Source organism: Pseudomonas sp. St290 (assembly GCF_018325805.1).
GTDB lineage: Bacteria > Pseudomonadota > Gammaproteobacteria > Pseudomonadales > Pseudomonadaceae > Aquipseudomonas > Aquipseudomonas bijieensis.
Window position 1 is genome coordinate 6,548,806 of the sequence record NZ_AP014703.1, and the last position, 12,576, is coordinate 6,561,381.

The 12,576-nt window shown below is 61.1% G+C and carries 15 protein-coding genes; 9 read left to right on the forward strand and 6 right to left on the reverse strand.

Going from position 1 to position 12,576, the window contains the following annotated elements:
• Positions 1-40: 40 nt before the first annotated feature.
• Both PBDP_RS28855 and PBDP_RS28860 read right to left on the reverse strand, forming a co-directional pair.
• Positions 41-1,003 carry an IS110 family RNA-guided transposase gene (locus tag PBDP_RS28855; protein WP_116832135.1) on the reverse strand — a complete coding sequence of 321 codons (963 nt, stop codon included), beginning with the start codon at positions 1,001-1,003 and terminating at the stop codon, positions 41-43.
• A gap of 244 nt (positions 1,004-1,247) precedes the next feature.
• The gene (locus PBDP_RS28860; RefSeq protein WP_109752641.1) at positions 1,248-1,907 is read right to left on the reverse strand and encodes a glutathione S-transferase family protein; all 660 of its coding nucleotides are present in this window, start codon (positions 1,905-1,907) and stop codon (positions 1,248-1,250) included.
• Between the two features lie 124 nt (positions 1,908-2,031).
• Here PBDP_RS28860 and PBDP_RS28865 point away from each other — a divergent pair, with 124 nt between their 5' ends.
• The 3 genes from PBDP_RS28865 to PBDP_RS28875 all read left to right on the forward strand — a co-directional run bounded on the left by PBDP_RS28865 (position 2,032) and on the right by PBDP_RS28875 (position 5,840).
• The gene (locus PBDP_RS28865; RefSeq protein WP_109752643.1) at positions 2,032-2,316 is read left to right on the forward strand and encodes a hypothetical protein; all 285 of its coding nucleotides are present in this window, start codon (positions 2,032-2,034) and stop codon (positions 2,314-2,316) included.
• A gap of 266 nt (positions 2,317-2,582) precedes the next feature.
• Entirely contained in the window at positions 2,583-2,828 is a 246-nt protein-coding gene (locus tag PBDP_RS28870; RefSeq protein ID WP_003206789.1) for a TIGR02647 family protein, read from the forward strand.
• Between the two features lie 168 nt (positions 2,829-2,996).
• Entirely contained in the window at positions 2,997-5,840 is a 2,844-nt protein-coding gene (locus tag PBDP_RS28875; RefSeq protein ID WP_116833732.1) for a class I adenylate cyclase, read from the forward strand.
• Between the two features lie 11 nt (positions 5,841-5,851).
• On the opposite strand, the gene rnk is transcribed toward PBDP_RS28875, so the two are convergent.
• The 3 genes from rnk to cyaY all read right to left on the reverse strand — a co-directional run bounded on the left by rnk (position 5,852) and on the right by cyaY (position 7,127).
• Entirely contained in the window at positions 5,852-6,262 is a 411-nt protein-coding gene (gene rnk, locus PBDP_RS28880) for a nucleoside diphosphate kinase regulator (protein ID WP_109752647.1), read from the reverse strand.
• A 309-nt stretch (positions 6,263-6,571) separates the two neighbouring features.
• Positions 6,572-6,790 carry a DUF1289 domain-containing protein gene (locus tag PBDP_RS28885; RefSeq protein ID WP_109752651.1) on the reverse strand — a complete coding sequence of 73 codons (219 nt, stop codon included), beginning with the start codon at positions 6,788-6,790 and terminating at the stop codon, positions 6,572-6,574.
• Positions 6,791-6,794: 4 nt separating this feature from the next.
• Positions 6,795-7,127, reverse strand: coding sequence for an iron donor protein CyaY (cyaY, locus tag PBDP_RS28890; protein ID WP_109752653.1), 333 nt, complete (start codon positions 7,125-7,127; stop codon positions 6,795-6,797).
• Between the two features lie 184 nt (positions 7,128-7,311).
• Between cyaY and lptM the strand changes: the two genes are divergently transcribed.
• From lptM to PBDP_RS28920, 6 genes are read left to right on the forward strand one after another with little or no spacing between them, the layout of a single operon-like run.
• Positions 7,312-7,482, forward strand: coding sequence for an LPS translocon maturation chaperone LptM (lptM, locus tag PBDP_RS28895; protein WP_109752655.1), 171 nt, complete (start codon positions 7,312-7,314; stop codon positions 7,480-7,482).
• 9 nt (positions 7,483-7,491) lie between these two features.
• On the forward strand, positions 7,492-8,739 hold the full coding sequence (gene lysA / locus PBDP_RS28900; protein WP_109752657.1) for a diaminopimelate decarboxylase: 1,248 nt from the start codon (positions 7,492-7,494) through the stop codon (positions 8,737-8,739).
• Positions 8,740-8,743: 4 nt separating this feature from the next.
• The gene (dapF, locus tag PBDP_RS28905) at positions 8,744-9,574 is read left to right on the forward strand and encodes a diaminopimelate epimerase (RefSeq protein ID WP_109752658.1); all 831 of its coding nucleotides are present in this window, start codon (positions 8,744-8,746) and stop codon (positions 9,572-9,574) included.
• Between the two features lie 13 nt (positions 9,575-9,587).
• Positions 9,588-10,310, forward strand: a complete 723-nt coding sequence (locus PBDP_RS28910) for a DUF484 family protein (protein ID WP_109752660.1) — start codon at positions 9,588-9,590, stop codon at positions 10,308-10,310.
• A 2-nt stretch (positions 10,311-10,312) separates the two neighbouring features.
• Positions 10,313-11,212: a tyrosine recombinase XerC gene (gene xerC, locus PBDP_RS28915; RefSeq protein WP_109752662.1), complete on the forward strand. Its 900-nt coding sequence runs from the start codon at positions 10,313-10,315 to the stop codon at positions 11,210-11,212.
• Positions 11,209-11,913 (forward strand): HAD family hydrolase, encoded by a 705-nt coding sequence (locus PBDP_RS28920; RefSeq protein ID WP_212801613.1) that lies wholly within the window; start codon positions 11,209-11,211, stop codon positions 11,911-11,913. Before xerC ends, PBDP_RS28920 begins: the two co-directional genes overlap by 4 nt.
• Before the next feature lie 330 nt (positions 11,914-12,243).
• On the opposite strand, the gene sutA is transcribed toward PBDP_RS28920, so the two are convergent.
• Complete coding sequence (gene sutA, locus PBDP_RS28925; protein ID WP_003206813.1) at positions 12,244-12,567, reverse strand: dormancy-specific transcriptional regulator SutA; 324 nt, start codon at positions 12,565-12,567, stop codon at positions 12,244-12,246.
• Positions 12,568-12,576: the final 9 nt, after the last annotated feature.

A 12,576-nucleotide genomic window follows, 5' to 3' on the forward strand; every position in this document is an offset into this window, starting at 1 on the left:
ACACATGATTTGTGAACATGGAGATCAAATGTGGGAGATTCTATGTTGCAGGGGAACCCTGCAACCGTGAATTTGGTTGGTATTCGCTCTGATTTTTCATCAGGGCGAATGCTACCCGACACAACTTGCGGGCGAGGATAACCAAGGCCTGAGTTCTGGCCAGGCCTCGTGCCAAGAAGGCCTCATAGTAAGGTTTCCAGGCAGGAGACCGACAGGCCGCCATCGCGGCGTTGTGCGCCAGGCGTCGTAGCTCCCCGTCCCCTTTTTTGCTCAAGTGACGAGGACTGTGCTTCTTCCCTGAATCTTTTGGACGCAAATCCATCCCCAAGAAAGCAATGAATGCATCGCCACTGACAAAGTGACCGCGCATGAATGCGGTCGCCAAGCCAATGGCCGTCAGTTCACCAATCCCTTCGATGGCTTTGCAGCGGTTGATGTTTTCAGTGATCCCTGCCGCTTGGCTGGCCTCACGCATTAGTTTCTGAATGGCCTGATCGGACTCTTTGAAGACCTCCAACTGCCGGGCCAAGATGTCCTTCAGACACGGTTCGTTCGAAAAACTCAGCACGATACTGACGCGGGCCTTGATGAGTGCCGCACGTTTTCTAAGCAGGTTTTTTAACACTTTGTAGGCTTCTGGAGGTGGGCTCCAGATACGCAGCCTTGCTTGCTCGTTCGTTAGATACCGAGCCAGCAAACGCGCATCACAAGGATCAGTTTTAGCCCGCAGCCCAATACTTTCACGGTAATGGGCCACCCGATAAGGATCCACAACGTAAACATGAAACCCCATTCCATGGGCCAGCTCAGCTGTGTCCAGGTGATAAAAGCTGGTAGCTTCCAGCGCAATCGAGCTTTGGGCTGGTAGCGTTTTGAGCCACCGGCCAAGAGCTTCGCGGTGGTTGGCGATGGCTTGAGTGATTTTCAGGTCTTCGCGGTAAACGACGATTTCGGCCTTCGCTACATCGATACCAATAACCGTTGGTGAGTTAAGGATTGTCATGACGAATCCTCGGAGCTAGGGTTTAGGTGCTTGTCGGGGTCTACCTTTGCGCTGGCTTGCCTCTATCGTCGGTTTTACCGATGAATTCCTTATCGGCGCTTTAGGTAGAAAGGGCGGAACGAGAAGTCTCCCACGGTCCGTACTGGCTAGAGTCGGAATCGAGCTTTTAGTCCCGCCCACCCCTTCAAGTCTAAACATACAAGCGAGCCTGCTCGCGATAACTCACTTCAAAACAGCACAAAACTCACTTCTTGGCAGCGATCTTCGCCAAAAAATCCGGCATCGCTGCCTCTCTATCCGCAGCGATCCGCTGCACGTTCGGGTTCCGCTCCAAACGCTCCATCAGTGCCTTGGCCGCCGGCATGTCCGCGAGCAAATCGATATCGAAGAGTTTCTTGCCCACCTGCAGGGCCAGCGAAAGACTGTAGAAGAAATACAGATCGGCAATGCTCAGACTATCCCCTGCCACATAAGGCGAGAATTTGCCGTGGCGGCCGAGCGAGGCGAACCCCAGCAGCAATTCGGCCCTGGACTTTTCCTTGATGGCGTCGGCGACCGACATGCCGAAAAACGCCTCGCCATAACAGGCTCGTCCCGGCAGCTCGATGTACAACTCGATTTCCCGGCACAAGGCCAATACCTGGGCGCGCTCGAACGGGTCGGCTGGCAGCAGGGCCTTACCCGGTTGGGTTTGCTCGATGTATTCGAGGATGACGCTGGTCTCGTTGATAAAGCCCTGCTCGGTCTTCAGCACTGGCACCTTGCCGCGGGGGCTGATGGCCAGGGCTTCAGGGGTCTGGCTACCGTAGAACTGCACTTCTTCGAAGGGCACGCCCTTCTCCAACAGCGCCAGCTTGACCATGTTGTAGTAGTTACTGACAGAGAAACCATAAAGCTTGAGCATTACAAAGCCTCCAGGCCGTGCGGGGTTGGCAGCCTTGCGTTATAGACCGCCGGGGCATTTCTTGCCAGGCGCATCACGCCGCTGAATGCAGGTAAACTGGCGGCCTTTCTCAAAGGAGCCTGCCATGAGCGAGCCAACCGACATCGACAGCGACGAAGAAGAATTCGTCGAGAACACGCTGATCCAGGCCATCGAAAACCAGATCGAAAGTGAAAACCCGCCAGCGGCCAAGGCCACTTTCAATAAGTTGACCCTGGTGGGTTATGAGCGCGAAGACATCCTCAACCTGATGGCCCATGTGCTGGCGGTGGAGATCGATGCGATCCTGGAAGAGGATCGTGCGTTTAATACCGAGTGGTACGAAGCCGCCTTGCGCGCCTTGCCTGAGTTGCCGCCGGAAAAGAACTGAACGACAGGCAAACACACCCTGTGGCGAGGGGATTTATCCCCGCTGGGGCGCGAAGCGGCCCTAAAAAATTGGCCTCATTACGATTTTGGGCCTGCTGCGCAGTCCAGCGGGGATAAATCCCCTCGCCACGGGTGTATTTGCCTGACAGAACACTGCCCCCCCTCACCCCAAACAAAAAAAGCATGCCTCTGAGACTGGACAGCTCGGCCGAGTGCGCTCACCTTAGTAACGCTGTCGACCAAATTCCTAGAAAGTCTGGAGTCCTTATGTCGCTTACCCCTGAGTTGGTTGCCGAACTGGAAATCCTTGCACTCTTCAACCTGGACAGTTCCCAGGAAGGCCTGAAAATTCATCAGACCGCTGCCCCTAAAGCGATTGCCGCTGCCCAACGCCTGTTCGAGAAAGAACTGATCACCCAGCCCGATGGTGGCTACCTGACAAGCCTGGGGCGAGATGCCGCCCAAAATGTACAAACCGTCCTGACGATACTCAGCGTCCAAGAAGCCGCCTGACCCCCTGCCGCCCACGGAAATCTCCTTTGCCGGGATTTCCGCAGGCGCACGGGTGCCCTGCGTAAAAAAACTGGCATCCGAATCCTGTTTTCACCTTAAGTATTCCCAAGACCGGGCGCTAACCTGCCATCACCCCACGTTCGACGCCGCGAGCCGGTTTGAGCAGACATGACCCGCAATCACGAAATACGCCCCGATCTGGACGAGGGAATCGACCGCAAGGTCTTGAGCCAGTTGCGCGCACGTTTTCTCAAGCTCAACACCGTACGGATGGAGCGCGCCCTCGAAGGCTTGTCGCCCCGCCAGCAAGGCGTGCTGACGTTGCTGCCGCTGTTTTTTCACGTCAACCACCCACTGCTACCTGGCTACGTTTCCGGCAGTACCCCTGCCGGGCTGTCGAACTACGAGCCTGACGCCAATGTCCTTGCCGAAGCCCAGCGGCTGACCCGCTCGTTTTCCTACAAGCCCCGGCACGGCAGCAACCCGCCGCGACCGATCCTTGGCCTGTTCCTGATGGGCAGCCTCGGCACCCTGGCCCAGGCCGACCAGAGCGACATGGATGTGTGGGTGTGCCACGGGCCAGACCTGAGCGACGATGAACTGGCCGAGCTGCGCAAGAAATGTCAGTTGCTGGAGATCTGGGCCGCGACCCAGGGCGCCGAAGCCCACTTTTTCCTGATCGACCCGGCGCGCTTCGTGCGGGGCGAGCGGGACAACCAGCTCAGCTCCGACGATTGCGGCACCACCCAGCATTACCTGCTGCTGGACGAGTTCTACCGCACCGCGATCTGGCTGGCCGGGCGCACGCCGATCTGGTGGCTGGTGCCGGTCTATGAAGAAGAGAATTACGAGCAGTACACCCATACGCTGATGTCCAAGCGTTTCATTCGCGCGGATGAGACATTGGACTTGGGGCACCTGGCCTACATTCCGCCGGGTGAATTCGTCGGTGCCGGGCTCTGGCAGCTCTTCAAAGGTATCGAGTCGCCCTACAAGTCCGTGCTCAAGCTGCTGCTGACCGAGGTCTATGCCAGCGAACACCCTAACGTGCGCTGCCTGAGCCTGCGCTTCAAGCAAGCCGTGTTTGCCAATCGCCTGGACCTGGAGGAGCTGGACCCGTACATGCTGGTTTACCGTCGCATCGAGGAATACCTCAATGCCCGTGGCGAACCCGAACGCCTGGAGTTGATCCGCCGCGCGCTGTACCTGAAGGTCAATCGCAAGCTCACCGGCCAGGCGCGCAGCAGCGGCTGGCAGCGGGTACTGCTCGAACGACTGGCCCGGGAATGGGGCTGGGACCAACGGCAACTGGCGCTGCTGGACAGCCGCAGCCAATGGAAAGTCCGTCAGGTCAGCCACGAGCGGCGGGCACTGGTCAACGAACTCACCCACAGCTACCGCTTCCTGACCCAGTTCGCCCGCACCGAAAAAACCGTCAGCCTGATCAACAAGCGCGATCTCAATGTGCTTGGCCGGCGGTTGTATGCCGCCTTCGAGCGCAAGGCCGACAAGGTCGAGTTCATCAACCCCGGCATTGCGCCGGACTTGGCCGAAGATACCCTGACACTGGTGCAGTCGCCGAACAAGAAAGAACCGGGGCAGAACCAGTGGGGCTTGTACAACGGCAGCCTCAACGCCCTGGAGTGGGAGAACTTCGCGCCGATCAAGCGCTGCCGCGAGTTGCTGGAACTGCTGACCTGGTGCCATCGCAACGGCGTGATCGACAGCAGCACACGCCTGGCGCTGCACCCCGGCGACAGCGACCTGAGCGAGTTCGAACTATTCAACCTGCTGGGCAGCCTGCAACAGACCATCGCCCTGCCCCTGACCACGGTGGACGAAGCACAACTGCTGCGCGCCAGCGTGCCCAGCGAAGTGCTGATCCTGGTGAACGTCGGCGTCGATCCGCTCAAGCACCACCGCGACCTGAATATCCTGATGACTACCGAGCGCACCGACTCCCTGAGCTATGCCGGGGTCCGCGAGAACCTGGTGCTGACCCTCGACCAGGTCACGCTCAACAGTTGGAATGAGGTGCTGGTCAACCGTTTCGACGGCGAACACGCCCTGCTCGACTGCCTGCGCGATTACCTCAACGACCTGCCCGTCACCCAGCGCCAGCCACGCTTGCAGGTGCGCTGCTTCTGCCACAATCGCGCCCAATTCATTGCCCGGCGCGTCGAAGAAGTCATCGAAACGGCGCAGACCCTGCTGTTGAGCAGGCTCAATCACCGCTACCTGCTTCAGGTCCAGCAGCACTATCACGTGCTGGAGCTGGTGCCCGGCCAGGTCAATCACGTGGCACTGGGCAGCTTGTCGGCGCTGATGGATTACCTGGGCGAGGAACTGACGGCCTACAGCCCCTTGCAGCTGGACCCGATGGCCCTGGAAGACCATGACCTGGCGCTGATCCTGCCCATGGGGCAGCCCGAGTGCATCCAGGTGTTCTACCGCGTCAGCGAGGACGAAGCCGATCTGTACGTGCTCGATGAATTCAACGCGCTGTGGCAGCAACATGTGCCTTATCACGACGAACAAAGCCTGCTGGTGCCTTTGCAGCGTTTCTTGCAATCGGTGCTGTACCGTCGCGACGCCCTGCTGCCGCTGGACGCCGCCCAACCGCTGACCCTGGAAACCCTGTATTACCAGTTACTGCCCTCAGGCAACGGCCGGGCGCGGCGGATCGAAGCGCGGCAAGCGCCCCAGACACCGGTCAACAAGCCGTTCTATGACGTCCAGGCGATCATCGGCAAAGCGGCGCACGGGCAGGTGCATGTCACTCTGTACTGCGATCAGCAGGAGTTTTCCGAACTGGAACATGGCGACCAACTGTTCCGCGTGGTCGCCAGGGAGATCGTTGAACAGCGCCGCGAAGCCCAGCGCTATCGCTGCTACATCACCGACCTGGACCTCTCGGGCCTGGTGGGCGACGGGTCCTGCTCAAGCAATTTGTACCTGCGCTACAAGGCCGACCTGGAACGCGCGCTGAACGAGGCGCTGGCCTTGGTCTGAAGCACCGGCGCTCAGAGATGGAAATCACCGCCGGCTTCAGGCTGGTACTCGACCTCCAGCAACGTCAGCTTCAGCGTCTTGCCACCCGGAGCCGGCCAGTCGATGTGCTGGCCGACCTTCAGGCCCAGCAATGCACTGCCCACCGGTGCCAGGATCGAGATCCGGCCTTCGTCGGCATTGGCGTCCTGTGGATAGACCAAGGTCAGGTGATAATCCTTGCCGTTGCTTTCTTCGCGACAGTGCACACGCGAGTTCATGGTCACGACATCGGCAGGTACTTCTTCGTGGCCCACCACGTTCTCGGCGCGATCCAGTTCAGCTTGCAACGCAATCACGCCCGGCAGCGTTTCATCAAGACTGTCGATCAGGCGTTCCAGACGCTGTACGTCCAGGCGGGTAAGGGTGATGGAAGGTGCGGTCATGATCCAGGCAGACTCCTTTCTTCTGCACAAAAAAAGCAAAACCCCGCCACAAAAAGACGGGGTTTTCACGGGCCTCGATGGGTTGAGGCGTAGCCGGACACTATCACAGCTCAATAAATAAACAAGTCAGGCAGGATCTGCCCATTGTCATGAGGGGGCAGAGTTACTGTGGCGAGGGGAGTGTGGGAGCAAAGCTTGCTCGCGAAACAGGCGCCTCGACTTCTGAAAGACCGCGTCGCCTCCATCGCGGGCAAGCCTTGCTCCCACACAGCGGGGCGATGCGACACTTCCCGTCCCTCGCCACAATGATCACACCAGGGATTTGCGTTTAGCCGCCTCGGCACAGATCACCCGCCGCCGCTCGTCGTCGGCCGAGCGCCATTCGCGGATATGTTCCACGTGGCGCAAACAACCGAGGCAGAACTTCTGTTCATCCAGCTTGCACACGCCGGTACACGGCGAAGGCACCGCGGGGCTGACATTACTGTAGAGCGGCTTGGCTGGGCGCGCCTGGGCTGTCTGGCTCACGCCGTCACAGGCCTTCGAAATCGAGTTTCACGCCAGCCTGCTGATCGACGATGCGCTCGAGCATCTCGCCCAATTGTTCTTCGCTCTTGTCGCACATCCAGCGCTCGCTTTCCTCGTCGTAGTCGAAATGGAAGCCACCGGACACCGCCGCCAGCCACAACTGCCGCAACGGCTCCTGGCGACTGAAGATCAATTGGCTGCCGTTTTCGAACTTGACGGTGAGTACACCGGCGGAGATTTCCAGGTCAATGTCCAGGCCACTGTCATCGAACACATCCTCCAGCGTTTGCTGGGTCGCATCGACCAGGTCGTGGAAACGGGCTTCAGTCAAACTCATTGCGGCAACCTCGAAAATGTCTGCTCATGCTCAAGCGCCGCAAGATACGGACGCCGCCCGGCGAATGCAAAGGATATACCGATCAGCGACCACAGTGCCGCCGGACGGGCGGCCCGTTGCATAGGCAAGCTGCCGGGTGGCCGGTATACTCCGGCGCAATTAAAGCATTTTCAAGGATTTCGCCATGAAGCGCCTGATCTCTTCCCTTGCTGCGCTCGTCGCGGTTGCCTGCCTCGTGACAGCCTGTGGTCAAAAAGGTCCGCTGTACCTGCCTGATGACAGCAAGTCCCCTGAAGAGCAGGCCAAGTCGTCGCAAGCCAAATCCCACGCGCACGACACCCACACCACTTACTAAGGGAACGCCATGGACGCTTTTAACTACCGTGGCGGGGAGCTGTTCGCGGAAGGGGTTGCCCTGTCCGCGATCGCCGAACGTTTCGGCACGCCGACCTACGTCTATTCCCGTGCCCACATCGAGGCCCAGTACCGGACGTTCGCCGATGCCCTCGACGGCATGCCGCACCTGGTGTGTTTCGCCGTCAAGGCCAACTCCAACCTGGGCGTGCTCAATGTCCTGGCGCGCCTGGGTGCCGGTTTCGACATCGTCTCCGGTGGCGAGCTCGAGCGTGTGCTGGCCGCTGGCGGTAGCGCCGACAAGATCGTGTTCTCCGGTGTCGGCAAGACCCGCGAAGACATGCGCCGCGCCCTGGAAGTGGGCGTGCACTGCTTTAACATCGAATCCACCGATGAGCTCGAGCGCCTGCAAATCGTCGCCGCCGAGCTGGGTGTTCGCGCACCGGTCTCCCTGCGCGTGAACCCGGACGTCGATGCTGGCACCCACCCGTACATTTCCACCGGTCTCAAGGAAAACAAGTTCGGTATCGCCATCGCCGACGCCGAAGACGTGTACGTGCGCGCCGCTCAACTGCCGAATCTGGAAGTACTGGGCGTCGATTGCCACATCGGTTCGCAACTGACCACCCTGGAACCGTTCATCGACGCCCTCGACCGCCTGCTGGCGCTGGTCGACCGCCTCGGCGATTGCGGCATCTACCTGCGTCACATCGACCTGGGCGGCGGTGTCGGCGTGCGCTATCGCGATGAAGAGCCGCCACTGGTGGCCGACTACATCAAGGCCGTGCGCGAGCGTCTGGAAGGCCGTGACCTGGCGCTGATGTTCGAACCGGGCCGCTACATCGTGGCCAACGCCGGCGTGCTGCTGACCCAGGTCGAGTACCTCAAGCACACCGAGCACAAGGATTTCGCCATCGTCGATGCGGCGATGAACGACCTGATCCGCCCAGCGCTGTACCAGGCCTGGATGGACGTCACCGCCGTGCGCCCTCGCGACACCGCGACCCGCAGCTATGACATCGTCGGGCCGATCTGCGAAACCGGCGACTTCCTGGCCAAGGGCCGGGAGCTGGCACTGGAAGAAGGCGATCTGCTGGCCGTGCATTCGGCCGGTGCCTACGGGTTTGTCATGAGTTCCAACTACAACACCCGCGGCCGCTGCGCCGAGGTGCTGGTGGACGGTGATCAGGCATTCGAAGTGCGTCGCCGCGAGACGGTAGCCGAGTTGTTTGCCGGCGAAAGCCTGCTGCCGGAGTAAAACCATGCTGCTGCGTTTTACCAAGATGCACGGCCTGGGCAATGACTTCATGGTCCTCGACCTGGTCAGCCAGCACGCGCACATCCTGCCCAAGCATGCCAAGCAATGGGGTGACCGGCACACCGGCATCGGTTTCGACCAGTTGCTGATCGTCGAGGCGCCCAACAACCCGGACGTGGATTTCCGTTATCGGATCTTCAATGCCGACGGCTCGGAAGTGGAACAATGCGGCAACGGCGCGCGCTGCTTCGCCCGCTTCGTGCTGGACAAGCGCCTGACCGCCAAGCGACATATCCGCGTCGAGACCAAGAGCGGCATCATCGAGCTGGATGTGCGCAGCGACGGCCAGATCGGCGTCAACATGGGCGCTCCGCGCCTGGTGCCAGCAGACATCCCCTTCCAGGCACCGGCCCAAGCGTTGAGCTATCAGGTGGACGTCGACGGCACCCCGGTGGAACTGGCGGCGATCTCCATGGGCAACCCCCACGCCGTGCTGCGAGTGGCCGATATCAACAGTGCCCCGGTGCATGAGCTGGGGCCGAAAATCGAGCATCATCCGCGCTTCCCCGCACGGGTGAACGTCGGTTTTCTGCAAGTCATCGACCGCCATCGTGCACAATTGCGCGTCTGGGAACGCGGCGCCGGGGAAACCCAGGCCTGCGGTACCGGCGCCTGTGCCGCTGCAGTCGCTGCGATCAGTCAGGGGTGGATGGATTCGCCATTGTTGATCGACCTGCCCGGCGGGCGCCTGTCCATCGAATGGGCGGGCCCTGGCCAACCGGTGATGATGACCGGCCCGGCAGTGCGCGTATACGAAGGACAAGTTCGTCTTTGAGTGAGCCAAACCCATGACCGACCAGCCACAGGTTCCAGCCCCACAGCCCGACGAATCCCCCAGCCTTCCAGAAGCCGCGGCCGTGGCGGCCTATCTGGAGGCTCATCCGGATTTCTTCGTCGAGCACGAAGAACTGCTTGCGACGATGCGCATCCCCCACCGGCGCGGCGATACCGTGTCGCTGGTGGAACACCAGATGAAAATCCTGCGCGAGCGCAACATCGAAATGCGCCATCGTCTTTCGCACCTGATGGACGTGGCCCGGGACAACGACCGGCTTTTCGACAAGACCCGTCGGCTGATCCTGGCCCTGATGGACGCCAGCACCCTCGAAGACCTGGTCATGAGTGTCGAAGACAGCCTGCGCCAGGATTTCCAGGTGCCCTTCGTCAGCCTGATCCTGTTTGGCGACAACGCCATGCCGGTGGGCCGCTGGGTAACCCACGCCGAAGCGCAGACAGCCATCGGCGGCCTGCTCACGGAAAACAAAAGCGTCAGCGGTAGCCTGCGCGAGCATGAGCTGGACTTCCTGTTCGGCGAAGAACAACGCAAGCAGATCGGCTCCACCGCCGTCGTCGCCATCGCCCACCAGGGCGTGCACGGCGTGCTGGCCATCGCCAGCCGCGATCCGCAGCACTACAAGAGTTCGGTGGGCACGCTGTTCTTGAGCTACATCGCCGAAGTCACCGGCCGGGTGCTGCCAAGGGTCGCTGGTTCGCTGCGCTCGGTACGCTGAAGATGGAACGGCAACTGGACGCCTACTGCGAACACCTGCGCAGTGAGCGCCAGGTGTCGCCCCACACGCTGTCGGCTTATCGCCGCGACCTGGAAAAAGTCCTGGGCTGGTGCCAGAAGCAGAACATCGGCAGCTGGGCGGCCCTGGACATCCAGCGCTTGCGCAGCCTGGTCGCCCGCCTGCATCAACAGGGGCAATCCTCCCGCAGCCTGGCGCGGCTGTTGTCGGCGGTGCGTGGCCTGTATCACTACCTCAACCGCGAAGGCTTGTGCGATCACGACCCGGCCACCGGCCTGGCGCCGCCCAAGGGCGAACGCCGGCTGCCCAAGACCCTCGATACCGACCGCGCCCTGCAATTGCTTGAAGGCGCCGTCGAGGATGACTTCCTGGCACGACGCGACCAGGCGATTCTCGAGCTGTTCTATTCTTCCGGCCTGCGGCTTTCGGAACTGACGGGGCTTAACCTGGATCAACTGGACCTGGCCGATGGCATGGTCCAAGTGCTCGGCAAGGGCAGCAAGACACGCCTGCTGCCCGTCGGCCGCAAGGCCCGCGAAGCCCTGGAGCAGTGGCTGGCGCTGCGGGCGCTGACCAACCCCGCCGACGACGCGGTCTTCGTCAGCCAACAAGGGCGGCGCCTGGGCCCGCGGGCGATTCAGTTGCGGGTCAAGGCCGCCGGTGAACGCGAGCTGGGACAGAACCTGCACCCACACATGCTCAGGCACTCCTTCGCCAGCCATCTTTTGGAATCGTCCCAGGACCTGCGCGCCGTCCAGGAGTTGCTCGGCCACTCGGACATCAAGACCACACAGATCTATACCCATCTGGACTTCCAGCACCTGGCGACGGTCTATGACAGTGCCCACCCCAGGGCCAAACGCATCAAGGGCGACGAATCATGACCATCGAGCTCATCACTTTCGACCTGGACGACACCCTGTGGGATACCGCCCCGGTGATCGCCAGCGCCGAAGCCGTACTCCGCCAATGGCTGACCGACAACGCACCGAACCTGGGCGGCGTACCGGTGGAGCATCTTTTTTCGATTCGCGAGCAAGTCTTGCGCGAAGAGCCCGGCCTGAAGCATCGCATCAGTGCATTGCGCCGACGGGTGCTGTTCCGCGCACTGCAAGAGGCCGGCTACGATCAGTGGCAAGCGTCTGAGCTGGCGGACGAGGCATTCGAGACGTTCCTGCATGCCCGTCATCAACTGGAGGTTTTCCCCGAGGTGCAGCCCACCCTGGAGATCCTGGCCAATCATTTCGCCCTTGGCGTGGTCACCAATGGCAATGCCGACGTGCGGCGCCTGGGGCTGGCGGACTATTTCAAGTTCGCCTTGTGCGCCGAAGACATCGGCATCGCCAAGCCTGACGCCCGGCTGTTCCACGAAGCCCTGCAACGCGGCGGTGCCACGGCGCAGACCGCCGTGCACATTGGCGATCACCCGGGCGATGACATCGCCGGCGCCCAACAGGCCGGCCTGCGCGCGGTGTGGTTCAACCCGACGGGCAAGGCCTGGGAGGCCGACCATGCGCCAGATGCGGAGATTCGCAGCCTGACCGAACTGCCGGGGTTGCTGACAGGTTGGCATAGCCAACCCTGAACCCACTGCTCTGTAGCCGCCAACACCCCTTTGCGGGAGCGAGCCTGCTCGCGATGGCGGCGGCACATCCAACATCAATACCAGCAGACCCACCGCTATCGCGAGCAGGCTCGCTCCCACCCTGGATCCGCTGTGTCCTGCGGCTCCGCGCCCGGCACAAAACCCTGTGGGAACGAGCCTGCTCGCGATGGCGGCGGCACATCCAACATCAATACCAGCAGACCTACCGCTATCGCGAGCAGGCTCGCTCCCACAGGTCCGGGACTTTATCTGGCCCATGAAAAAGCCCGCAGCGACGGCGGGCTTTTTCAGCAAGCAAGAAGCAGAAGCTCAGATAGGGCGGCTGCCGTACTTGTTGTCCGGCTTCTTGGGCGGATCAGCGACCACGTTGGCCTCCACTTCCTGCACCTTACCGCCCCTGGCCAGGAATTCCTCCATGGCCTTGGCGAGCGCATCACGCTCCTTGTTCTTGGCCTCTACGCTCGGCAACTCGTCGACCGACACCGCGGCCTTGGCCTTGCCTTTGGCGGTAGGAACCGGAACATCGGCCCCATCATCGTCGGCTACGTCTTCAGCCGCCGCTTCAAGGCCTTCTTCGGTCTCGTCTTCGTCGCCCACTTCGAGGTCGTCGTTTTCCAGATCATCGTCGCTCATGTTCTACCT